The organism is Demequina sp. NBRC 110052, from assembly GCF_002090075.1.
Taxonomy (GTDB): domain Bacteria; phylum Actinomycetota; class Actinomycetes; order Actinomycetales; family Demequinaceae; genus Demequina.
In genome coordinates, this window is record NZ_BBRI01000002.1 from 1,399,199 (window position 1) to 1,421,218 (window position 22,020).

The window sequence follows — 22,020 nt, forward strand, 5'->3', positions numbered from 1 at the left end:
TTCGAGCGCGCGCGAACTTCTAGCCTGCTGACATGGCAGAGGACGAGGCGGGCCTGACGGTCGCGCAGATGAGCGAAGCGATCGGCATGACCGCTCACACCTTGCGGTACTACGAGCGTGCAGGCCTGATCCGCACGGTCAGTCGGAGCGCCGGAAACCAGCGACGGTACTCCGCGGCGGACGTGGAGTGGCTGAGGTTCCTGGTGCGCCTTCGGGAGACCGGCATGCCGATCGCCCGGATGCGCGAGTACGCAGGGCTGCGCGCGCGGGGCCCTGCGACCACCGACTCACGACTACGACTGCTCGAAGAGCATCACGCGGACCTGCGCCAGCAGATCACCCTGCTTCGTGCCCATGAGCGGGCGCTGGCCGTGAAGATTGCGGCCTACCGAGATGACCTCGCCGCCCGCCACGAACCTCGACAGAACGGAACTGATGATGACCGAGACGACTGAACGACAGCGGCGGTTCGCACACGGCAAGACGGTGCTCGATGCTGTGGACGGAACCGCTGGCGCGAACGTCATCGATGCCCTCCAGGACATCTCGCCCGAGCTCGGTCACCAGGTGGTCGCGTGGGCCTTCGGCGAGATCTACTCGCGCCCTGGCCTGGAACCCCGCGACCGCCAGCTCGTGACCCTAGGCATGCTCACCGCGCTCGGCGGCTGCGAGCCCCAACTCGAGGTCCACGTCAATGCCGCGCTCAATGTGGGACTGACCCCGCAGCAGATCACTGAGGCGCTGCTGCACTCCGCCGTCTACTGCGGCTTCCCCCGCGCACTGAATGCGACGTTCACCGCCCGGAAGGTCTTCGCCGAGCGCGGACTCCTGCCCGTCGCGTAGCCGGAGGAACGTGGCCACGGCGCGGCTCTAGCCGCATGCGGGAGCAGCTCACCCGAGCGTCGCCCGGCGGCAGGACTCCGGTCACGGACGAGGGGGCGCGAGTGCCTGGGCGAGGTCTGTTGCGGTGGGCAGGTCGGCTCCCGCGCGTGCGACGGTGATCGCGGCCGCGCTCGCGCAGTACTCACCCACCTCGCGCAGCACACCAGGCGCGGCTCCAGCCAGATCGATGTCGACTGTCGTGGCGATGAGCGCGGCCATGAACGTGTCACCGGCACCGACGGTGTCGACCACATCGACAGGTTGAGACACGACATCAACACGGTCAGCGTGGGAGGCAAGGAGCGCGCCGTCACCTCCGCGCGTGATCGCCACCAGGTCGGGCCCCAGGTCGAGCAGACGCTGAGCGACATCGCTGAGCGGGACTGACGGATAGACCGCGGCGGCGTCCTCGTCACTGAGCTTGACCACGTGCGACAAGGCCGCGATCTGGCGCGACGTCTGAGCGCCGCGGGCACTGTCCACCAGTGCGGGCCGAATGTTGGGATCGAAGGTCACCCGCTTGCCGTCGAGCGCGGCTTCGCGCACCAGCTCCAGCACCACGGTGGCACCGGGCTCAAGGAAGCACGCGATCGAGCCCACATGGATCGCATCGAAGTCCGAGACGTCAATCGCAGGAATGTCCCACCGAATGTCGAACTCATAGGTGGCGCTGCCATCGACCCCAATCGAGGCCCTCGCAGTCGAAGTGCGCTCCAGACAGAACGACTCCGGCCGCACCACCACACCCGAATCCTCAAGGTGATGCACGATCCGACGGCCCCGCTCATCATCAGCGACAGCGGTCAGCAGCTCGACATCCACGCCAAGCCTGCCCAGACCCAGCGCGACATTCGCCGGCGAACCCCCCACGATCTCCACACCGTCAACCACGTCCATCAACGCCTCACCCACGACCAGAATCTTCGGTGACTCCACGTGCCTACTCCAATCCATAGACGACGACCGTGCCCGCATCGGCCGCCACCCGAAGACCAGCGCCTCGCGGCGAGATGGCGGTGGCGAACACGCCCGCCGCCGAGGACACCTCCAGCACCGGCCCGTCGACGATGATGCGCAGTCCGCCCTGTACGGGAACTCGCTGCGTATCGGCGGATGTGCCCACAGTCAGTTCGCCGTCCGCTACGGACAGCTCAGCAGCAAGCGCACCCTCCGACGTGATGAGGAGCGTGCCTTGCGTGCACTCCCACTCGATGTCAGCCGCCAGTCCGGGCAGAACGCCGTCCGCGACGGACTCGGTGCGGTGCGCGGCGACATCCGGGTGCGGCTGCGCGACGAGCCGACCCGCCCGCACAGCGACTCGATACGGGAAGCTGTGCGCCCCGGCCCAGCCGTCACCCTCGATTCCCCGTAGCCAGAAGGTCAGCGCAGGCTCACCATCCGCATCCGTGAACAGAGACGGCGCGTAGAGGCTCGAACCCCATGTCAACTGCGCCCAATCGCTCGGTACGAACACGCCATCGCGATACGCGCCGACGGCGCAGCCGGCGTAGTGGAGGACGTCGGCGTCCCACACCGAGGACACCATCACCGCGTGACCATCCACCTCGAAGATCTGCGGACACTCCCACAGCGCACCCATCCACACCGGATCACGCTCACAACTGTCGCGCGACAGAGCGACCCCGTCGTACTGCCACCGGTCGAGGTCACGTGAAGTGTAAGAGAGCGCCATCGCCGTCCCGTCGCGGCCAGCCGCACCCACGAACATGCGCCAAACCTCACCCTCACGACGCACGAACGGGTCACGGAAGGCGATCAAGTCCAAGCCGTCAGGCGCCTCCACCACCACGTCGCCCTTGACCCATGACAACCACGACTCATCGACTGGGCGCGCCACCCGCACACGACCAATCCCGAACTCCGGCACCGACGTCGCCGTATAGAACGCCCTCGTGCCGTCGCCATCGACGACCAGACAGCCCGTCCACACGCCGTCATCACCCTCACCCGGCGCAATCGCGACCGGGAGTTCCCGCAACGACAAGAGATCCGGACCCGAGGCATGCCCCCAGTGGCAATTCGGCGCCCACTCCGTACTGTCAGGAACGTATTGGAAGAACGCCTCGTAGCGGCCATCCCTGAACGTGATCCCATGAGGATCGTTCATCCAACCCGAAGCAGGCGTGAAATGCAGCACAGGACGCAAGTAAGTCTCCAAGTCGGAACGTGTGATCTCCCCCGGCCGCCTCGGGGTGGCGGGGAGGCCGCTCGCTAGATCGATTCCCTGACCACCGGCGGGCACGCGACCGCGGTGCGCGGCGAGCGGTCCGGACCCGGGCCGTCGAGCAGTGCCCGCACGCCCTCGACTCCGAGCCGGAAGTGAGGCAGGCCCACCGTCGACAACGGCGGGTGCAGGTGGGCCGCGATCACTTCCTGGTTGTCGAAGCCGACCACCGCCAGATCCTCGGGCACCCGCAGGCCGCGCTCGCGCAGGTAGTCGTACAGTCCCATCGCGACGCGGTCGTTGTGGCAGAAGACGGCGGTGGCTCCCGAACCGAGAATCCGCTCGGCGATCAAGTAGCCGCCTTCCTGCATCGGCGGAGCGTCAAAGACGAGGGCGGGGTCGACGGTCAACCCGGCGCTCCTGAAGGCGTCGTGGTAGCCCGCCATGCGTCCCTCGCGTGCAGGCGAGGCCGTCGTCGTATTCACGAAGGCGATGCGTCGGTGACCCGCCTCGATCAGCATCTCGGTCGCGCTCCGGCCACCCTGGCGCTCATCGGGAACGACGGATCTCGCCGAGTCGTCAGCCGCGAAGCAATTCACCAGGACGACGTCGTGCCCCGCGAGCGACTCGGGCACGGCGACCTCCCGGTGGTACCAGCTGGAGTAGAGGATGCCTCTGACCTTGTGCTCGAGCATCATCTCGATCGCCGACTCCTCGGCCGCGGAGTTGCCGTCAGTATTCGCGACCAGCAGGACGTGGCCCCGCTTCCAGGCCTCGCTCTGCGCTCCGCGGATGATCTCGCCTGCGAATGGGGTGGTGGCGATCGCGTCGGCAACGAGGCCGATGAACTGCGAACGTCCGCTCGAGAGCGTCTTCGCCATGATGTTGGGACGGTAGCCGAGGTCGGCGATGGCCTGTCGGACGCGCTCGCGCGTCCCCTCGCCGATGCGGGCGCTCGGATTGTCGTTGACGACGTGCGAGACGGTCGCCGTCGACACCCCCGCACGGGCGGCCACATCACGGAGCGTCACCCCTTTGGCAACCGGCCGCGATGCCGGTGCTCCCGCGTCCTCGTCACCCTGATGCACTGGCGTCATCCCTTGTTAGCCCCACTTTCCAGACCATAGATCATCGCCTTGTTCAGCACGAGGAAGACAAGCATGAGCGGCGTGATCGTCACGCATACCGCGGCGAAGGTGGCAGTCCAGTCGACGTTGCCCATCGCTCCGATGTAGTTCTGCAGGCCGAGAGGAATCGTCTTGAGTTCATCTGACAGGACGAAGGTGTTGGCGAAGATGAAGTCGTTCCAGATGAAGATGCTGTTCACCAGCACGACGGTGACGATGGTGTTGACGGAGAGCGGCAAGGTGATCTGGCCGAAGACGCGGTAGGGACCAGCGCCGTCCATCGACGCCGCTTCGTACGTCTCGCGCGAGATGTAGCTGTAGAAGGACGAGAACAGGTAGATCGACATCGGCAGCGAGAAGGCCGCGAGCGGGATGATCATCGACTGGTACGTGTCGAGCAGTCCGATGTTCGCGTAGTCGATGAAGAGCGGCACGAGGGCGATCTGGACCGGAACGATGATGCCCAGCAGGAACATCGATCGCACGAAGGTCTTCAGTCTGAATCCGAGCACTTCGAGCGCGTATGCGCCCATCATTCCCAGGACCACGATCAGCACGTTGGCGCCCAAGGTCACCACCAGGCTGTTAACGATGTTCAGACCGAGGTTCCCCGTCGAGAACGCTCGGGAGAAGTTGTCCAGAGTGAACTCAGTGGGAAGCGAGAACGGGTTCGAAGACGCGAAGTCCTGTTCGGTGCGCAGGCTGGTCATGAAGAGCCACACCAGCGGGTACACCTGCATGATGACCAGCGCGGTGACGAGCGTGGAGGAGATCACACGGTGCGCGTGCAGTCGACCTCGCCGACGTGGTGCGACGTCGCCGTCTGGCGCGGGGGCGGCGGGAACCTTGCGGTCCACGCGGGGGGTGAGGAGAGTCATCAGTCGACCTTTCGCCTCAGGAGGAAGTAGATGAGACCGACGGCCACGAGGCACTCGACGACGATGAACACCGAGATGGCGCTGGCGTAGCCGTAGTCCGTGTGTGTGAAGGCGGTCTTGTACATGTATGTCGTCAGCAGCTCAGACGCCTGTCCTGGACCGCCGTTGGTGAGCAGGTAGGGAATGTCGAATCCGCGTAGTGCGTACGTGGCGGCCATGATCGTGGTGGTGATCCACACGGGCCGGATGTACGGGAACTTGATTCGCCAGAAGATCTGCCACCAGTTGGCGCGGTCGAGCGTCGCGGCCTCCTCCAGGTCCTTCGGCACTGCCAGCAGTGCCGCGTACACGATGAGCATGTACAGGCCCGCGAATCGCCAGCCCTCGGGGACCGACACGGCGGCAAGCACCGTGTCGACGTTCGACAGCCACGGCTGCGCCAACGAGCCAAGTCCCACCCACTCGAGAACCTGGTTGAGCAGTCCGGTCGGCTCGTACGAGTAGATGCGCTGGAAGAGGAAGGCGATGGCGACCGTCGAGATGACGGCCGGGAGCAGGTAGAGCGTCTTCACCAGCTCGCGACCACGCCGAAGGGTGGTCAGCAGGCCTGCGACCAGGAGCGCTCCGCCGAGCTGCAGGACCAGGCAGATCGCCAGGTAGCCCATGGCGTTGCCAAACGAGGTCCAGAAGACATCGTCGCGCGTGAACATCTTCACGTAGTTGTCCAGCCCGACGAACTTCATGTCGGTGATCCCGTCCCACTTGAACAGGCTCAGGAAGAGCGACTGCACGATGGGCAGGAGGACGGCGAAGGCGTACACCGCCAGCGGTGGCACAAGGAACACGAGGACCGAGATCTTCGAACGACCCGGGAGCATCTTTGCCTCTTTCACACTCTGTCGGGGCCGGTCCGGCGGGGGCGGTGCCCCCACCGGACCTCCCACTGATTACTCTGCGAACGCCTCGGGACCGTTCTCGGCGATCACTGCATCCATGGTCGCGATGAACCCCTCGGGTGTCTCGTCGCCCTGGACCAGAAGCGTGAGCTCCTGCTGGAGACGCGTGTTCGACGTCGGGTCGAGCTGCGTGTCCCACGGCATCGCGATCGCGTCGCCGACATCGCCGGCCTGGTCGACGGCGCGCTGGTAGAGCGGGGTCGCGTTGTCAGGAATGGCCGCGGAGGCGGTCGTTGTCGGCGACAGCGCCCCAGACTCCGTGTAGACCTCCGGGTAGCGCGCAAGCGCGTAGGCGAGGAAGTCCTTCACCAGCGGGTCGTAGGTCTCGGCGTTGACTGCCATGCCGATGCCCGACGGCGTCACGTACTCGTTGTCCGCGGTCACTGCACCGTCGATCGTCGGCAAGGTGAAGTAGTCGACGTCGTCCCTCACACCCTCGTCGAGATTCTCGGTGGCGAGGTTGCTGAGCTCCCACGTGCCGATGTTGTAGACGGCCGCCTGGCCGGTGGTGAAGAGCGCCTGCGCGTCGGCGTAGCCGGTCGACGAGAAGCCGGGCTGGAAGCAGCCCGCCTGACCGAGGTCGTAGAGCCAGTTGACCGCAGCCACGCCGGCGGGGTCCGAGAACTTCGCCTCTCCCTTCTTGAGCGCCTGCACGTACTCGGGGCCGGCCATGCGGAACGGGTAGTACGCCATGTAGCGCTCGAGCGGCCAGAGGTCCTGACCGTCCAGCGCGATCGGGGTGATTCCCTGCGCCCTCAGTGCCTCGCACATGGCCGGGAAGTCATCGAGCGTGGCGGGCACGTCGATGCCTGCCTGCTCGAACAGCGCGGTGTTGTACCAGAAGAACTCGAGCTGGAACTCGAACGGGATCATGTACAGCGACCCGTCGTCGAAGCGCTGGTAGTTCAGCGCGGCGGGGAGGTAGTCGTCGTACAGTCCCAGATCCGTCAGCAACTCCTCGGCGTCGACCATCTGGCCGGCGCCCGCCAACTTCTTGGCGAACGGCGTGGCGTCGGTGTCGAAGAGCTCCGGCAGCTGGTGCGCTGCGGCGAGGGTCTCGTACTTCTGGATGTACGAAGGCCGGTCGGGGGTGGTGATCAGGTTCAGTGAGAAGCCCGGGTGGTCGGCGGCGTACTCGTCGGCGATCTGCTCCATCGCAGTGATGACGCCACCGTCGGCAGGGCGGGACAGGAGCCACGAGATCTCACGTGGAGTGATCGTGCCATCGTCCGAGGACGAGCTGTCCGGGGACGCGCCTGACGCGGAGCACGCTGCGAGCGTGAGCGTCAGAGAGGCCGCGGCGGCAACCGCTGCGACATTGAGGCGGTGGTGCTTCATGATGCTCTCTCTTCCATCATTGAATGAGCGGTGGGAACTACTGGGTTGATGCGCCTGAGGTATCAGGCACGCTGTGAGCAAAGTCGGAGGACCCACGCAGTTCGGCCCGCCAATCGCTCACCTCCCCGTCATTCGTACGGTTCCGGCTCTTGACCGCTACCTGCGTCAAGGTTGCCGTACCGTCGCTGACGAAGAAGCCAAGACGACCCTTGGTGTGGTCGTAGATTCGGGTGCTGAGCATCGCGGTTCCGTCGATGTTCACCACGCAGATGTCGCCGTCGAGCACGATGTCGATGACGTGCGCCCCCGGGTCGAGGCGCAGGGGGCGTTCAAGTTCGACCAGGAACGGCACGTCGCCAGAGATCTGCCACTGTTCCGTGCCTGTCGTGGCCCGCGGCCACCGATCGAAGACCGCTCGCCCGCGCCGCGGTTCCAGGCGCAGGACGTAGCCGGTGTCGCCGTCGTCGGAGGCGCGAAGCAGGAGGCCGACCTCTGACACCTCGCCTTCGAGTTCAAGCTCGGCGTGGATGTGGCACTCCGTGGGCAACGTGGCGTCTCCGACGATGGCGACGTAGCCATCCGGGGAGGCGAGCCGCGCGCCTTCAAGGCCGCGTGCCGCGTCGTCGAGGACGGCGTCGAAGACCGCCAGACGCTCGCGTGGCACTTGGAAGTCGAGCGTGCCATCCGCGCGTGGGATCGCCTCGACCACCGACAGCGAACCCGCCCACTGCCACGCACCGTCATCCCGATCGGCCTCACGGGACGCGATCCAGCCGTAGAAGAATCTTCTGCCATCGAGCTCCAAGGACTTCGCGGCGTAGAAGGCGCGGCTGTCGAGCGTGTCGAACTCTGGCGCGATCCACGGCCCACTCAAGGACCTCGCCATCCGGTAGCGGGTCACGAACGCATCGGAGAACTCGGAGTACACGAGATACCACCAGTCACCGATCTTGAAGACCTCAGGGCACTCGTGCGCAATGTAGCGGCGAGGGTCATAGAACGGGGCGACAGCAGTCCAGCTCTCGAGGTCGTGTGAGACGCATTGCGCGATGGTCCCGCGACGGCGCTCCGGACCCGAAGCGTGGCGAGCCGCAATGAGCATCCGCCACAGCCCCGCTTCGTCGTCCCACAGCACGAACGGGTCGCGCCAGTCGCCGGACTCGTACCCGGCTGGCGCGCCGAAGGTGTGCTCGGGGTGACGGTTCCACGTGCGCATGCCGTCGTCACTCGTCGCGTGCATGACGAGTTGGAGAGGTCGCCCGTCCTCTCCCAGACGCGTCGGGTTCTGACCGGTGTAGAAGACGTGGTGAGTACCGGACTGATCCACCACGATGCTGCCGGTGTAGATGTTCCAGTCCGACGCTGACCGGCCACCCGAGGCCAGTCGCTCTCCGTGGTCAGTGAACGTCACGTTGTCGTGCGTTGTGATCAGGTGCCAGGGCATGCCCGACTTGGGCCAGTTCCGGCGCTCGTGAAGGTAGAAGAGATACGCAGTGCCGTCCTCGACCCACGGAATCACATCTCCCACCCACGCCTCGTCGGGCCGGAAGAACAGTCCTTGTGACATCTTTGTCGCCGTTCGTTTGGTTAAGCGCTTGAGCTGGTGTCACCGTACGCCCTGAGGAGAATGCGGTCAAGCGCTTAACCAAAACGTTACGTGTCCGGCACGAACTCACGGGAGGAGCGGCGAGTCGCGCACTCCAGACGGCTGGTCCCACCACGGTCGCCGCGCCGAGGTCGAGTACCTGACATGGTGTGGCCCTGCCCAACACGAGGTGACAAGGAACCCGGTGTCACTCCCCCGCCATACGATGCGAACCGTCAAGGTTGACGTTGAGGGGATTGAGAATGTCGCAAACGCAGGAGGGTTGGTACCCCGACCCCACCAAGAGGCACGAGCAGCGCTACTGGAGTGGCAGCACCTGGACCGAGCATGTTTTTACCAAGGGCGCGCAGAGCGTGGACCCGTACGTGACCGAGCTGGCGCAGGTCGCGTCATCCGCCACTACAGATGCGGGTGCGGACCGGAAGGTCCCGCTGTTCGGTGCCCGCAAGCATGCCGGCAAGCTCCAGGAGGAGAATGACCGCCTGCAGGCACTGATCGATCAGCACGGCCTGAAGGACGTCGCAGATCTCGACGCGATCCGGATCGAGATTCAGGATCAGATCACCCGCGCACAAGCCGATCTCGCCTCCGTCCAGAGGGCGTTGCAGGCCGTGGAGTCGCAGAGGCGCGAGGCCGAGCGCGACGTGGTGAACCTGCGCCAAACCGCAGGCATGCAGGAGTTCGGGATCTACGACTACGAGCATCCTGCAGAGTCGTCCGTCGCGCTGGCGACAGAGCTTGAGTCGGTGCGCGCTCAGATCAAGCAGCTGGTGTCCAGCAAGAAGGCGACCGACGCCACGTCAGGCTTCACATTCAACAACTCCACCAAGCAAGGCGAGAAGTTCGTGGCTGACATGTCCAAGCTCATGCTGCGCTCGTACAACGCCGAGGCCGAGAACTGCGTCAAGACCGTCAAGGCCGGCAACCTCGCCTCAGCCCAGACGCGTCTGACGAAGTCGATGGAGCAGGTCGAGAGACTGGGCAAGATGATCAACTTGTCCATCACCGCGCCGTACCACCGGCTGCGCCTGAAGGAACTGGAGCTCGCGGCCCGTCACATGCAGGCCCTTCAAGCGGAGAAGGAGGCCGAGCGCGCACACCGTGAGGAACTTCGTGAGCAGAAGCGCGTCGAGGGCGAGCTCAAGGCTGCGAAGGAGAAGCTGGAGAAGGAACGCTCGCACTACGAGAACGCGATCGCGGCCCTCGTCGACAAGGGTGACGACGAGGGCGCAGCCCGGCTGCGGGAGAAGCTCGCCGACACCGAGAAGGCAATCGCCGACGTCGACTACCGTGCCGCGAACGCCCGAGCGGGCTACGTGTACGTGATCTCCAACGTTGGCGCGTTCGGACCTGACGTCGTGAAGATCGGCCTCACCAGGCGTCTGGAGCCCGTGGACCGCGTCAACGAACTGGGCGATGCCTCGGTGCCGTTCCGGTTTGACGTCCACGCCCTCTTCTTCGCCGACGACGCGGTCAGCCTAGAAACCAGCCTCCACCAGCGCTTCGCCGACCGCCGACTGAACAAGATCAACCTGCGTCGCGAGTACTTCCGCGCCACACCGCAGGAAGTGCTCGACGCACTCAAGGAGCAACACGTCGAAGTCCTGGAGTTCACGCTCGAGCCCGCCGCTGAGGAGTACCGAGCCAGCCAGCCCGCATAGGACAGCGAGCGCTCAACCAACGCCAGCGTCGGGCACATGAAGCCCCCAGGCAAAGCGAAAGGCCCCCGATCTCTCGGGGGCCTTTCTCACGTGCGCGAGGGGGGAGTTGAACCCCCACGCCCTTTCGGGCACACGGACCTGAACCGTGCGCGTCTGCCTATTCCGCCACTCGCGCGTGCCGGGAAATGCTAGCACGACAGCGACCTCCCGAACGAACCGGTGTCAAGGGCGCCACACCGTGCAGAGGCCAGGTGAGGGACGGGTAATCAACGCGAGAGCGGGCAGCTGGCGCACGCGATCTTCGCTCCGGGCGTGCACGTGCCGCACGCGGAGCCCGACGAGACGACCAGCCCCAGTCTCTCCGCCTCGGCGGCGACGGCCTCCGCGAGGTCCGCGCTGACGCCGAGCTCGCGTGCCGCGGCGGCGGGCGTGAAGCCGCGACCCATGAGCGCGACGACGGAGCCGAACACCGAGCCCGCACCGGAGACCGGGCCGCCCTCGCGTCGGGCGGGCGCGGCAGCCGCGCCGTCCGGGCCCCTCACAGTCGGCTCCCGACCTGGAAGACGAGGGTCGCGATCAGATAGGCACCAGCGAACGAGGTGGCCGCGGCGCCGGCCGTCCACCGACCGCCATAGAGACGCCGCTGCTCTGCGAGCGTCGCGAGGCACGGCATGTAGGCGAGGACGAAGAGCATCAGTGCGAGCGAAGCCGCGGTCGGATGGCCGCCCGAGGTTTCGGCGACGGTGGCTCGCACCTGTTCGCGCAGCGCGACCGCGCCGGAGTCCGTGGTGTCGTCAACTGCGTAGGCCTGCGCGAGCGCACCGACCACAGCCTCCTTCGCGGCGACGCCGGTGACGAGCGACGCCGCAATGCGCCAGTCGTCGAGGCCCATCGGAGCGAGCGCGGGCGCGACTCCCTGGGAGACGACGCCGTAGACCGAGTCCTCGACGGGCACGTCGGCGACGCTGTGGCCTCCACGCGCGGGGATCGCCTGCAGCACCCACAGCGCGACGACCGCGAGCAGGATCACGGAGCCCGCCTTGCGCACGAACGACACGACGCGCGACCACACGGAGCGCCCGAGCGTCCGCAGGTGCGGCCACTGGTAGTCGGGCAGTGCGATGACGAGGGACTGTGGGGTCAGGTCGCGCATCACGGTGGTCCGTGCGAGGAGGCCCCCGGCCACGACGAGCACGACCGACGCGACGTAAATGCCGAAGACGACGGTGCCGGCGTTGTGGGGGAAGAAGGTCTGCGCGAGCACCAGGTAGACGGCGAGGCGCGCGGTGCACGAGGTGAGCGGCACCAGCATTCCGGCGAGCAGCCGCTGGCGCGCATGAGGGAGCACCGAGGTCGCGGACAGCGCGGGGACGTTGCAGCCGAAGCCCACGATAAGGGGAAGCATTGCGCGGCCGTCCAGACCGATGCTCCGAAGGGCTTTGTCGGCGACGACCGCGACACGCGCGAGGTATCCCGACGCCTCGAGCCCGCTGATCGCGGCGAACATCAGTGCCATGAGCGGGATGAAGGAGACGACCGCCGAGATGCCGGCGAGCACACCCCCCAGCAGGAACGACTCGAGCCACGCGGGGCCCGACACCGCCTCGAGCAGCCACCCCGCTACGGATGCGACCGGACCGTCCACGAAGCCGGACATCGCGTCCATCAAGGGCGTCGCGACCACGGTCGTGAGCTGGAAGACCGCCCACACCACCAGAGCGAACACCGGGATCCCGGCCCACGGGCTGAGCAGCACCCGGTCGAGCGTGTCCGAGAAGGTGGGACGCGCGTCGGACGCGGGAAGCACTTCGTCGACCACCCGCTCCACCCAGTCGAAGAGCACCTGCGCCCGCTCAAGCTCGGTCGACAGCGCCGCGTCGTCCGCGGCGAGCTCCGGGAGGCCGCGCACCCGCGCGGGGCGGGTCAGCGACCTCGAGACCGCGAGTGCGAGCGCGTCCAGACCCGCTCCGGATCGGCCGTTGACGGCGACGACCGGCACACCAAGGACACGTCCCAGCGCGCCGACGTCAGGACCGAGGCCGCGCGCCTTGGCGAGGTCCGTCATGGTCACCGCCACAACCACGGGAGCGTCCTCGAGCGCGAGCTGCGCGAGGAGGTACAGGGAGCGGCTCAGCGCGGTCGCGTCGAGCACGGCCACGTGCACGCCGCAGTCGCCGCCTGCGACGGCGTTGGTGGCCACCTGCTCGTCGGGCGAGCGCGCGATGAGGCTGTAGGTGCCGGGGAGGTCCACGAGCGACACGTCGGTGGTGCCGCAGCGCCACGTACCCTCGGCCACCGCGATCGTCGTGCCCGGTGCGTTGACGACGTGCTGGCGTGCCCCGGTCAGCGCGTTGAACAGCGTCGACTTCCCGACGTTGGGGTTGCCCACGAGCATCACGCGGGGCATCGACGGGGTCTCCGCAGGCACCCCACCGCCCGCAGGCGCGGGCCCGTCGTGGCAGTGCTGCGCGCTCATGCCGGGTCCGCCTCGATCTCCTGGGCCGTTGCGCGGTCGAGCGCGATGCGGGCAGCTCCAATAGCGACGATCCGCGCACCCGCCGCGGCGATGCCGACGACCCTGACGATCACGCCCGGGCGCAGGCCCATCTCGCGCAGGTGCAGCGCTGCATCGGCCTCGGTGCTCACGGCGCGCACCCTCGCGCGAGCGCCTCGCGGAAGGTCGGCGAGTCTCACACGATCAGGGTAGGTCTGAGGGTCAGGCGAGCCTCACCTACCAAGGTCCCGATTTTCGCAACGACACTCGCACGGAAAAGGCGTCGAGAGCCTCGTGCCTGGGCGCACACCCGCACGTTACGATTCACGCATGGGTGTGCTCGACCGTTTCGAGAAGGGCGTCGAGAACGTGATGCAGAACGCGTTCGCGAAGACGTTCCGCTCCGGCATCAAGCCGGTCGAGCTCTCCGGAGCCCTCAAGCGCGAGAGCGACAATCGGGCGGCCATCGTGGACCGCGGTCGGACGGTCGCGCCGAACGAGTACGTGATCACTCTGAGCGAGGCGGACCACGGGACGGTCATCGGCTGGGGCGACGATGCTCTGGCGCATGAGCTCGAGGAGTCGCTGCAGGACCACGCGTCGCGTCAGGGCTACAGCTTCGTGGGCGCTGTGCAGGTCACGTTCGCGCAGGACGCGTCGCTCGCGACGGGCCGCTATGCGGTGAGCTCGCGCACTACACGCGGCCCCGTCGCCCCTGCTACGGGACGCAATCCGCAGTCGCGCTATCCGCTGCTCGACATCGACGGCCAGCGCTACTACCTGACGGGCGAGCGCACGGTCCTGGGGCGCGGCTCGGAGTCGGACATCGTGGTCGACGACACGGGCGTCAGCCGCCGCCACATCGAGCTGGAGGTCACGCCGTACGGCACGGTGCTCACTGACCTCGGGTCGACCAACGGCACGTACGTCGAGGATCAGAAGGTCAAGGAGGCCACCCTCGTCGACGGCAACGCGATCACCATCGGGCGCACGACGCTGATGTACTGGGATCCGGTGCCGGCGGAGGGGGACGACTGATTCGATGAGCCAGCTCTCCATCACCCTGCTGCGCATGGGCTTCCTCGTGCTGCTGTGGAGCCTCGTCCTGGTCGCGATCGCGGTGCTGCGATCCGACCTCTACGGCACGCGCGTCGTCTCACGCGGCCGCGGCCGCACGGCCAAGCGCACGCCCGACGCTCGTACGGAGAAGCGTCCGGCCCCCTCACGCGGGGCGACCGGGGTGCGCACGGGTGCGGTGGGCACGAACGAGCCCACGGCGGCCCACCTGGCCGTCACGTCCGGGCCACTCAAGGGGGCGACGGTGCCGCTCGGCTCCGCGCCGATCATGGTGGGTCGCGCGTCCACCTGCACGCTGGTGATCGAGGACGACTACGCCTCGTCCCGCCATTGCCGGATCTTCCCCGAGGGCGGCACGTGGATGGTCGAGGACCTCGGCTCCACGAACGGCACCTACCTGGGTAATCAGCGAGTGGACGACCCGGTGCCGTTCCGCATGGGAGACGTCATCCGCATCGGCGCCACGAGCCTCGAGCTGAGGAGCTGATTCCGTGTACATCGGCCTGAGCTTCGCCGCGCGCACCGACGTGGGTCTGGTGCGTGCGGACAATCAGGACTCCGCGTACGCGGGACCCCACCTCTTGGTGGTGGCTGATGGCATGGGTGGTGCCGCCGGCGGCGACATCGCCTCGTCGATCGCGGTGGGCCGGCTCGCCGCCCTCGACGGCGAGAGCCACGGCCCCGAGGAGGCGCTGGACGAGCTCAAGGACGCCATCGCCGATGCGCATGGAGAGATCGTCGCGCGCGCGGAAAACGACCCGGAGCTCTCGGGCCTCGGCACCACCGTCACTGCACTGCTGCGTGCGGGCCAGACCATGCACATGGCGCACATCGGCGACTCCCGCGCCTACCTGCTGCGCGACGACGTGCTGGACCAGGTCACGCGGGACCACACGTTCGTGCAGCACCTCATCGACACGGGACGCCTCAGCGCGGCCGACGCGGAGCACCACCCCAAGCGCAACCTCATCCTGCGCGTCCTCGGCGACATCGACGCCGACGTTCCCGTGGACATCTCAGTGCGGGAGACGCGCCCCGGCGACCGCTGGATGCTGTGCTCCGACGGGCTGAGCGGCGTCGTCAGCCGCAGCACCATCGAGGAGACCCTCAAGGAGATCGAGAACCCGGGCGACTGCGCCGACGCGCTGGTGAGCCTCGCGCTTGCCGCGGGCGCTCCGGACAACGTCACCTGCGTCATCGCGGACGTCGTGGACATCGACTCGCTGCCGCGCGGCCAGGGGCCGAACACGCAGTCGCAGATCGTCGGCTCCGCCGCCCGCGACCGGAACAAGCCCACCTCGGGAGGCACCTCAGCCGCAGGGAAGGCCGCGCGCCTCAACCCGCGCGAGGCGGTCGAAGAGGACGAGGAGCCCTCCCCATGGGCCCGACGCTGGAACACCTGGAAGGCCTGGCTCCTGCCGCTCGTCGCGCTGCTCGTGGTGCTCGGGGGCGCGTGGGCGGGCTACGCCTGGACGCAGAATCAGGTCTACGTAGGCGAGTCGGACGGGATGGTCGCGATCTATCAGGGCATCCCTGAGGACGCGCCGCTCGTCACGCTGCACACCCTGATCGAGGTGAGCGACGTCGAGATCGCCACGCTCGCGCCGTATCAGCAGGACCGCATCGAGGATACGATCCGCGCGCGGGACGTGGACGAGGCCCGCGCGATCATCACGGCTCTCGAGGACGGCGACTGATGGCGACGGTCTCCGAGCTTCGCGTCCACCGCGGGCGCGGAGCCGAGGGGTGGCTGCTCGCGCTCACGGTCGTGATCGCCGCGCTCGCGCGCTCGCTCGTCGACTACCACGCCGACGTGCTGGTGATCAGCGAGATCGCCTGGTACACCGCCGGTTTCGCGGCGGCGTGCACGGTGCTGCACCTCGTGATGCGCACGTTCGCCCCCCACGCCGACCAGGTGCTGCTGCCCGCCGCGCTGGGTCTCGTCGGCGTCGGGCTGGCGATGATCCGTCGCATCGACTTCGGGTACTTGCAGAACAAGGGACGCGAGACTGACTTCGGCGACGCGCAGATCATGTGGGCGCTGATCGGCGCCGCGTGCCTGATCGCCGTGCTGATCATCATCCGCGACCACCGTGTTCTGCGGCGCTTCACTTACACCGCTGGCGTGGTCGGCATCGTCGCGTACCTGCTGCCGGCCGTGCCAGGGCTCGGCGTCGAGATCAACGGCGCAAAGATCTGGATCTCCATCGCGGGGCGGTCGCTGCAGCCGGGCGAGTTCGCCAAGATCGCGCTCGTCATCTTCTTCGCGGGCTACCTCCAGGCGAACCGCGACGCGCTCGCCCTCGCGGGCCCCAAGGTGCTGGGCCTGAGGCTTCCGCGCATGCGCGACATGGGGCCGCTCGCGGTCATGTTCGGCGCGGCGCTGCTCATCATGATCAACCAGCAGGACCTGGGCGCGGCGCTGCTGTTCTTCGGCATCTTCATCGCCATGGTCTACGTCGCGACCGAGCGCGTCAGCTGGGTCATCATCGGCCTGCTGCTGTTCATCGTGGGCGCCGTCGCCGCGGGCATCGTCTTCCCGCACGTCGCGGCGCGCTACGACGCGTGGCTGCACGCGCTCGACACCGACGTGTACTCGTCCGGCAGCTCGCAGCAGCTCGTCGGCGGCCTGTTCGGCATGGCCTCGGGCGGCCTGTTCGGCACCGGGCTCGGCGAGGGCCGCCCCGACCTGGTGCCGTACGCCGAATCCGACTTCATCATCGCGTCGCTCGGCGAGGAGCTCGGCCTGACGGGCCTCATGGCGATCCTGACGCTGTACGTGATCATCGTGCAGCGCGCGATGCGCACCGCGATCGGCGTGCGCGACGGCTTCGGCAAACTGCTCGCTGCGGGGCTGGGCTTCATCCTCGCGCTGCAGGTCTTCATCATCGTGGGCGGCGTGACGCGCATCATCCCGCTCACGGGCCTCACGACGCCGTTCCTCGCCTACGGCGGCTCGTCGATGCTCGCGAGCTTCATCATCATCGCGCTGCTGCTGCGCATCTCGGACCTCGCGCGCCGCCCTGCGGACACGCCCGGGCCGCGCAAGGAGCCCGACGCTGCGGCTCAGGACCCGTCGCGCCGTCGCCCCGATCTTGAGGAGGCGGGTGCGCAATGAACGATCCGATCCGCCGCCTGTCCGTCGTCGCGCTCGTCATGATCCTCGCGCTCATGATGAGCTCGTCGTGGATCCAGGTGCTCGGCGCCTCGCGCCTGAACGAGGACCCTCGCAACGTGCGCACGCTGTACCGCGAGTACGGCACGTTCCGTGGGCCGATCGTGGTGGAGGGCGAATCCGTCGTCTCCTCGGTGCCGGTGGACGATCCGTTCAACTTCCAGCGCACCTACGCGCTCGGTCCCGTGTACGCGCCCGTGACCGGCTACTACTCGATCGTGTACGGCCGCAGCGGCATCGAACGCACCGAGAACACGCTGCTCAACGGCACCTCGGACTCGCTGTTCTGGACGCGCATGGGCAACCTCTTCTCCGGCGAGCAGCAGGCGGGCGCCTCGGTGGAGCTCACCCTGCAGGCCGCGGTGCAGCAGGCGGCGTACGACGCTCTGGGCGACCAGCGTGGCGCGGTCGTCGCGCTCGACCCGGAGACGGGTGCGATCCTCGCGATGGCCTCGACGCCGTCGTACGACCCCGCGGTGCTGGCGAGCCACTCCACGAGCAGCGTCAACGAGGCCTACGCCTCGCTGCTGGCCGACCCGAACGATCCGCTCATCAACCGCTCGATCGCAGAGACCTACCCTCCCGGATCCACGTTCAAGCTCGTCGTGACGGCGGCCGCGCTCGAGGCCGGCTACACGCCCGAGACCTCCGTGCTCGCCCCCGACGAGCTCGCGCTCCCGAACTCGAGCGCGACGATCAAGAACTACGAGAGCGAGTCGTGCACGTCGGACGGCACGGACCGCACCACCCTGGCCGAGGCGCTGCGCATCTCGTGCAACACGGCGTTCGCGCAGATCGGCATGCTGCTCCAGTGGGGCGTGATCGAGCGCAAGGCGGAGGCGTTCGGCTTCGGCACGTCATTTGAGATCCCCCTCCTGACCGCGGCATCGCAGCTGCCGGAGGATCCCGACGCGGCGCAGACCGCGCAGAGCTCGATCGGACAGTTCGACGTCCGGGCCACACCGCTGCAGATGGCGATGGTCGCCGCCGCCATCGCGAACGACGGTGAGCTCATGTACCCCTACCTCGTGGACCAGGTGCGCACCTCGTCCTTCTCCGTGGTCGAGGAGGCCGAGCCGCGCGTGTTCTCAAGCCCCATGACTGCGGCGGACGCGAACACGCTCACCGACATGATGGTCGCCGTGGTCGACTCCGGCACCGGGCGCAATGCGCGCATCGACGGCGTCGCGGTCGCGGGCAAGACCGGCACCGCGGAGACGGGCCTCGACACCCCGGCGCACTCGTGGTTCGTGGCCTTCGCGCCCGCTGACGATCCGCAGGTGGCGGTGGCGGTGCTCGTCGAGAACGGCGGCGACGTCGGCTCGGGCGGCACCGGCGGCCGCGTCGCCGCACCCATCGCCAAGGCGGTCATGGAGGCCGCCCTCGCGCAGGCGGGGGGCCAGTGATGGGCATCGCGGCAGGAACGACGCTCGGCGGGCGCTACGTGCTGCGCTCCATGATCGCCGTGGGCGGCATGGGCGAGGTGTGGCGAGGCGAGGACATCGAGCTCGCCCGGCCGGTCGCAATCAAGACGCTCAAGGAGTCCTCGGCCTCCAACACGGTCTTCCTCAAGCGCTTCCGCAACGAGGCCAGGAACGCCGCCGGCCTCATGCACCCCAACATCGCCCAGGTCTTCGACTACGGGGACCAGGAAGGCACCGCGTTCCTCGTGATGGAGCTCGTCGACGGCGAGCCGCTCAGCTCGATCCTCGAGCGCGAGCGCACGCTCGCCGAGCGTCGCCTGGTGCGCATGATGATCGACACGTGCCGCGGGCTCCAGGCGGCGCACGCGGCCGGAATCATGCACCGCGACGTCAAGCCGGGCAACCTTCTGGTACAGCCCGGCGACGGCATCAAGATCACTGACTTCGGCGTCTCGCGCGCCACCGACCAGACCACCCTGACCGCCACCGGCATGGTGATGGGGACCGCGCAGTACCTCGCGCCCGAACTGGCGCTGGGCAAGCCGGCGACCCCCGCGTCGGACGTGTACGCGCTGGGGATCATCATGTACGAGGCCGTCGTGGGCAAGCGGCCCTTCACCGCGGCGACGGCCGTGGACATCGCGGTCGCGCAGGTCAACAACGACGTGCCCCCGCTGCCGGACACCGTGTCGCGGCCCCTGCGGGACCTCATCCTCCACGTGCTCGAGAAGAGCCCGCGCAAGCGCCCCGGTGACGCCGAGCGGCTCGAGCGCCTGCTCATGGAGCTCCGGCTGCCGGCTGAGCACGTGCCCGCGGAAGACGTGCCGTCGCTCGAGCCGGATGTACGCGAGGAGGCGCCCGACGCGGCGGCGGCTGCAGCGTCGGGCATGCCGGGGGAGCGGGCCGAGGTGGACACTGCGCCCGCCGAGGCCAGGCGCAGGCGGCTGCCCCCATCCATCGCCCCCAAGGAGCATCGGCCACGCCCGGATGTGAGGGCTCGATGAGCGTCAGACACGGGGGATGCCACAATAAGGCGGAGCGCGCACGCGTGCGCACGACAGCATGGGACGAGGAATGAACGAGGAAGCGAAGATCCTGGGCGGCCGGTACGAGGTCGGCGACCTGATCGGTCGCGGCGGCATGGCCGAAGTCCACATCGGCTACGACACCCGCCTGGGCCGTACCGTCGCGATCAAGATCCTGCGCGCCGACCTTGCACGCGACCCGTCGTTCCAGACGCGGTTCCGGCGCGAGGCGCAGGCCGCCGCAGGGCTCAACCACCCGGCGATCGTCGCGGTCTACGACACGGGCGAGGACCACGTCGTCACGGACGCGGGCTTCCCGCAGGCCGTCCCGTACATCGTCATGGAGTACGTCGAGGGCCACACGGTGCGCGACATCCTCAAGGGTGACGTCGCGGCGCCGATCGACGAGGCCGTCGAGATCACGGCAGGCGTGCTGTCCGCGCTCGACTATGCGCACCACGCGGGGCTCGTGCACCGCGACATCAAGCCCGCCAACGTGATGCTGACCCCCACGGGTGCCGTCAAGGTCATGGACTTCGGCATCGCCCGCGCGCTCGCCGACGCAGGTCAGACCATGACGCAGACGCAGGCCGTCGTCGGCACCGCGCAGTACCTGTCCCCCGAACAGGCGCGCGGGGAGAATGTGGACGCCCGCTCGGACCTGTACTCGACCGGCTGCCTGCTGTTCGAGCTCCTCGCAGGCCGTCCGCCGTTCGTCGGCGACTCTCCCGTCTCCGTCGCGTACCAGCACGTGCGCGAGGAGGCCCCGCGTCCGTCGCAGTTCGCCGCAGACGTGCCCACCGAGCTCGACCAGGTCGTGCTGCGCTCGCTCGCGAAGAACCGTGACGAGCGGTACGCGAGCGCTCAGGAGTTCCTCGCGGACCTGCGCGCCGTCATGGGCGGTGCCCCCGTGAGCCCCTCGACCGGGGCGATCGCCGTGGGCTCCGCCGCGCTCGGCGCGGGCGCCGCCGGAGTCGCTGCGGCGTCGTTCCAGCCCGAGTCCGGCGAGCAGCCCACCACCGGCGCCACCGCGGTGATGCCGGAGGCCGCAGGCACCGCCGTCATGGCGGGCGCGGCGTACCAGGGCGTGAGCGGCCCGCCGCCATCCGTGCCGCCTGCCTCGCAGCCGGTCACTGGCGAGGAGGAACTCGTCGACGAGGCCGCCGAGCGCAAGCGTCGCATCATCCTGTACTCGTCCATCGGCGCAGCCGCGCTCATCGCGGTCGTCCTTTTGCTGTGGCTGCTGCTCAAGCCCGACGCTCCGGCCGAGCCGGACATCGAGGTGCCCTCGGTGGCGGGCATGACGCAGGAGGAGGCGACCACCGTGCTCGAAGACCTGGGGCTCGAGGTCACGCCCGAGGAGCAGGCGAGCGCCGACGTGCCGCTCGGCCAGGCCATCGGCACGGATCCCGAGGAGGGCGAGATGCTCTTCGAGGGCGACGACATCACGCTGCTGGTCTCCACCGGGCCGTCCGAGCTCGCGATCCCCGACGTGCGCGGCATGTCCGAGGAGGAGGCGACTGCCGCCCTCGAGGACCTGGGCCTGACCATCTCCGAGGTGGACACGACCGCGCACGACCCGACGCTCGAGGAGGGGCGCGCAGTCGGCACCGATCCCGCCGCAGGCACCACGGTCGAGGCGGGCGCGTCGGTCAAGCTGCTCATCGCCGACGGCCAGGTCGAGCTACCCAACCTCGAAGGCATGACAGAGGACGAGGCGCGCGCCGCGCTGCAGGCTCTCGACCTCAGCTCGGTCATCACGACCGTCGAGTCGGACGAGGCCGAGCCCGGGACCGTCGTCGCCCAGAGCCCCACCGCCGGCCTGGTGCCGATCGGCTCGAGCGTCGAGATCTCCGTGGCCGAGGCGCCCAGCGTGCGCGAGGTTCCGAACGTCGCGGGACGCACCGAGGCCGACGCGCGCTCGCTTCTCGAGGACGCCGGGTTCGGGGTCGCCGTGACCTACCAATACTCGGCTACCGTTCCGGCGAACCAGGTGATCTCGCAGAACCCGAACGCCGGCACCCAGGTCGCCGTCGGCACCACGGTGAACCTGGTCGTGTCGCAGGGCCCAGAGCCCGTCAGCTCTCCCACACCCGGCCCGGGCGGCGGAGGCGGGGGCGGCGCCTAGCCGCCGGAAGATTCCGGCAGCAGTTCTCAGAAATGGAGCCCCGTGGGAATGCCCCACGGGGCTC

At 68.2% G+C, this 22,020-nt stretch carries 20 protein-coding genes and 1 tRNA gene; 10 read left to right on the forward strand and 11 right to left on the reverse strand.

Annotated features, from left to right (window positions below; all coding sequences use genetic code 11):
- Positions 1 to 32: 32 nt before the first annotated feature.
- Together B7K21_RS06775 and B7K21_RS06780 are read left to right on the forward strand one after the other, a co-directional pair.
- Positions 33 to 455 carry a MerR family transcriptional regulator gene (locus B7K21_RS06775; RefSeq protein WP_084074462.1) on the forward strand — a complete coding sequence of 141 codons (423 nt, stop codon included), beginning with the start codon at positions 33 to 35 and terminating at the stop codon, positions 453 to 455.
- The gene (locus tag B7K21_RS06780) at positions 439 to 843 is read left to right on the forward strand and encodes a carboxymuconolactone decarboxylase family protein (protein WP_084074465.1); all 405 of its coding nucleotides are present in this window, start codon (positions 439 to 441) and stop codon (positions 841 to 843) included. Before B7K21_RS06775 ends, B7K21_RS06780 begins: the two co-directional genes overlap by 17 nt.
- An 81-nt stretch (positions 844 to 924) precedes the next feature.
- Here the strand turns inward: B7K21_RS06780 and B7K21_RS06785 are convergent, their stop codons facing one another.
- From B7K21_RS06785 to B7K21_RS06815, 7 genes are all read right to left on the reverse strand, one after another.
- Positions 925 to 1,818 carry a carbohydrate kinase gene (locus B7K21_RS06785; RefSeq protein ID WP_234989203.1) on the reverse strand — a complete coding sequence of 298 codons (894 nt, stop codon included), beginning with the start codon at positions 1,816 to 1,818 and terminating at the stop codon, positions 925 to 927.
- 4 nt (positions 1,819 to 1,822) lie between these two features.
- Positions 1,823 to 3,145, reverse strand: coding sequence for a glycoside hydrolase family 32 protein (locus B7K21_RS06790; protein WP_200806252.1), 1,323 nt, complete (start codon positions 3,143 to 3,145; stop codon positions 1,823 to 1,825).
- Positions 3,115 to 4,083 carry a LacI family DNA-binding transcriptional regulator gene (locus B7K21_RS06795; protein WP_307155797.1) on the reverse strand — a complete coding sequence of 323 codons (969 nt, stop codon included), beginning with the start codon at positions 4,081 to 4,083 and terminating at the stop codon, positions 3,115 to 3,117. The genes B7K21_RS06790 and B7K21_RS06795 overlap by 31 nt, the downstream gene beginning before the upstream one ends.
- 77 nt (positions 4,084 to 4,160) lie before the next feature.
- Positions 4,161 to 5,072 (reverse strand): carbohydrate ABC transporter permease, encoded by a 912-nt coding sequence (locus B7K21_RS06800; RefSeq protein WP_084074475.1) that lies wholly within the window; start codon positions 5,070 to 5,072, stop codon positions 4,161 to 4,163.
- Complete coding sequence (locus B7K21_RS06805; protein WP_084074478.1) at positions 5,072 to 5,950, reverse strand: carbohydrate ABC transporter permease; 879 nt, start codon at positions 5,948 to 5,950, stop codon at positions 5,072 to 5,074. Before B7K21_RS06805 ends, B7K21_RS06800 begins: the two co-directional genes overlap by 1 nt.
- Before the next feature lie 69 nt (positions 5,951 to 6,019).
- Positions 6,020 to 7,366 (reverse strand): ABC transporter substrate-binding protein, encoded by a 1,347-nt coding sequence (locus tag B7K21_RS06810; protein ID WP_084074480.1) that lies wholly within the window; start codon positions 7,364 to 7,366, stop codon positions 6,020 to 6,022.
- A gap of 37 nt (positions 7,367 to 7,403) precedes the next feature.
- Positions 7,404 to 8,933 carry a glycoside hydrolase family 32 protein gene (locus tag B7K21_RS06815; RefSeq protein WP_084074483.1) on the reverse strand — a complete coding sequence of 510 codons (1,530 nt, stop codon included), beginning with the start codon at positions 8,931 to 8,933 and terminating at the stop codon, positions 7,404 to 7,406.
- Positions 8,934 to 9,214: 281 nt separating this feature from the next.
- Between B7K21_RS06815 and B7K21_RS06820 the strand changes: the two genes are divergently transcribed.
- Positions 9,215 to 10,633: a DUF4041 domain-containing protein gene (locus tag B7K21_RS06820; protein ID WP_084074486.1), complete on the forward strand. Its 1,419-nt coding sequence runs from the start codon at positions 9,215 to 9,217 to the stop codon at positions 10,631 to 10,633.
- A gap of 91 nt (positions 10,634 to 10,724) precedes the next feature.
- Here the strand turns inward: B7K21_RS06820 and B7K21_RS06825 are convergent.
- From B7K21_RS06825 to B7K21_RS06840, 4 genes are all read right to left on the reverse strand, one after another.
- Positions 10,725 to 10,808, reverse strand: a tRNA-Leu gene (locus B7K21_RS06825).
- Between the two features lie 91 nt (positions 10,809 to 10,899).
- On the reverse strand, positions 10,900 to 11,175 hold the full coding sequence (locus tag B7K21_RS06830) for a hypothetical protein (protein ID WP_084074487.1): 276 nt from the start codon (positions 11,173 to 11,175) through the stop codon (positions 10,900 to 10,902).
- On the reverse strand, positions 11,172 to 13,109 hold the full coding sequence (locus B7K21_RS06835; RefSeq protein ID WP_084074490.1) for a ferrous iron transporter B: 1,938 nt from the start codon (positions 13,107 to 13,109) through the stop codon (positions 11,172 to 11,174). Before B7K21_RS06835 ends, B7K21_RS06830 begins: the two co-directional genes overlap by 4 nt.
- Positions 13,106 to 13,327, reverse strand: a complete 222-nt coding sequence (locus B7K21_RS06840) for a FeoA family protein (RefSeq protein WP_084074492.1) — start codon at positions 13,325 to 13,327, stop codon at positions 13,106 to 13,108. The genes B7K21_RS06835 and B7K21_RS06840 overlap by 4 nt, the downstream gene beginning before the upstream one ends.
- A 130-nt stretch (positions 13,328 to 13,457) precedes the next feature.
- On the opposite strand from B7K21_RS06840, the gene B7K21_RS06845 reads away from it, so the two are divergent.
- The 7 genes from B7K21_RS06845 (at position 13,458) to pknB (ending at position 21,956) form a co-directional block, all read left to right on the forward strand.
- The gene (locus tag B7K21_RS06845; RefSeq protein ID WP_084074495.1) at positions 13,458 to 14,165 is read left to right on the forward strand and encodes a DUF3662 and FHA domain-containing protein; all 708 of its coding nucleotides are present in this window, start codon (positions 13,458 to 13,460) and stop codon (positions 14,163 to 14,165) included.
- 4 nt (positions 14,166 to 14,169) lie between these two features.
- Positions 14,170 to 14,691 carry an FHA domain-containing protein gene (locus tag B7K21_RS06850; RefSeq protein WP_084074498.1) on the forward strand — a complete coding sequence of 174 codons (522 nt, stop codon included), beginning with the start codon at positions 14,170 to 14,172 and terminating at the stop codon, positions 14,689 to 14,691.
- Positions 14,692 to 14,695: 4 nt separating this feature from the next.
- Positions 14,696 to 15,901 (forward strand): protein phosphatase 2C domain-containing protein, encoded by a 1,206-nt coding sequence (locus B7K21_RS06855; protein WP_084074500.1) that lies wholly within the window; start codon positions 14,696 to 14,698, stop codon positions 15,899 to 15,901.
- Positions 15,901 to 17,322 (forward strand): FtsW/RodA/SpoVE family cell cycle protein, encoded by a 1,422-nt coding sequence (locus tag B7K21_RS06860; protein ID WP_084074503.1) that lies wholly within the window; start codon positions 15,901 to 15,903, stop codon positions 17,320 to 17,322. Before B7K21_RS06855 ends, B7K21_RS06860 begins: the two co-directional genes overlap by 1 nt.
- Positions 17,319 to 18,785: a penicillin-binding protein 2 gene (locus B7K21_RS06865; RefSeq protein ID WP_084074506.1), complete on the forward strand. Its 1,467-nt coding sequence runs from the start codon at positions 17,319 to 17,321 to the stop codon at positions 18,783 to 18,785. Before B7K21_RS06860 ends, B7K21_RS06865 begins: the two co-directional genes overlap by 4 nt.
- On the forward strand, positions 18,785 to 19,807 hold the full coding sequence (locus tag B7K21_RS06870) for a serine/threonine-protein kinase (protein WP_084074507.1): 1,023 nt from the start codon (positions 18,785 to 18,787) through the stop codon (positions 19,805 to 19,807). Before B7K21_RS06865 ends, B7K21_RS06870 begins: the two co-directional genes overlap by 1 nt.
- A gap of 70 nt (positions 19,808 to 19,877) precedes the next feature.
- On the forward strand, positions 19,878 to 21,956 hold the full coding sequence (gene pknB, locus B7K21_RS06875; RefSeq protein ID WP_084074508.1) for a Stk1 family PASTA domain-containing Ser/Thr kinase: 2,079 nt from the start codon (positions 19,878 to 19,880) through the stop codon (positions 21,954 to 21,956).
- Positions 21,957 to 22,020: the final 64 nt, after the last annotated feature.

Excerpts from the sequence above, each read along its gene's own strand:
- B7K21_RS06775 (WP_084074462.1), top strand. The coding sequence starts at position 33 with ATGGCAGAGGACGAGGCGGGCCTGACGGTCGCGCAGATGAGCGAAGCG.
- B7K21_RS06780 (WP_084074465.1), top strand. The coding sequence starts at position 439 with ATGACCGAGACGACTGAACGACAGCGGCGGTTCGCACACGGCAAGACG.
- B7K21_RS06800 (WP_084074475.1), bottom strand. The coding sequence starts at position 5,072 with ATGACTCTCCTCACCCCCCGCGTGGACCGCAAGGTTCCCGCCGCCCCC.
- B7K21_RS06805 (WP_084074478.1), bottom strand. The coding sequence starts at position 5,950 with ATGCTCCCGGGTCGTTCGAAGATCTCGGTCCTCGTGTTCCTTGTGCCA.
- B7K21_RS06810 (WP_084074480.1), bottom strand. The coding sequence starts at position 7,366 with ATGAAGCACCACCGCCTCAATGTCGCAGCGGTTGCCGCCGCGGCCTCT.
- B7K21_RS06815 (WP_084074483.1), bottom strand. The coding sequence starts at position 8,933 with ATGTCACAAGGACTGTTCTTCCGGCCCGACGAGGCGTGGGTGGGAGAT.
- B7K21_RS06820 (WP_084074486.1), top strand. The coding sequence starts at position 9,215 with ATGTCGCAAACGCAGGAGGGTTGGTACCCCGACCCCACCAAGAGGCAC.
- B7K21_RS06835 (WP_084074490.1), bottom strand. The coding sequence starts at position 13,109 with ATGAGCGCGCAGCACTGCCACGACGGGCCCGCGCCTGCGGGCGGTGGG.
- B7K21_RS06845 (WP_084074495.1), top strand. The coding sequence starts at position 13,458 with ATGGGTGTGCTCGACCGTTTCGAGAAGGGCGTCGAGAACGTGATGCAG.
- B7K21_RS06850 (WP_084074498.1), top strand. The coding sequence starts at position 14,170 with ATGAGCCAGCTCTCCATCACCCTGCTGCGCATGGGCTTCCTCGTGCTG.
- B7K21_RS06860 (WP_084074503.1), top strand. The coding sequence starts at position 15,901 with ATGGCGACGGTCTCCGAGCTTCGCGTCCACCGCGGGCGCGGAGCCGAG.
- B7K21_RS06865 (WP_084074506.1), top strand. The coding sequence starts at position 17,319 with ATGAACGATCCGATCCGCCGCCTGTCCGTCGTCGCGCTCGTCATGATC.
- B7K21_RS06870 (WP_084074507.1), top strand. The coding sequence starts at position 18,785 with ATGGGCATCGCGGCAGGAACGACGCTCGGCGGGCGCTACGTGCTGCGC.
- pknB (WP_084074508.1), top strand. The coding sequence starts at position 19,878 with ATGAACGAGGAAGCGAAGATCCTGGGCGGCCGGTACGAGGTCGGCGAC.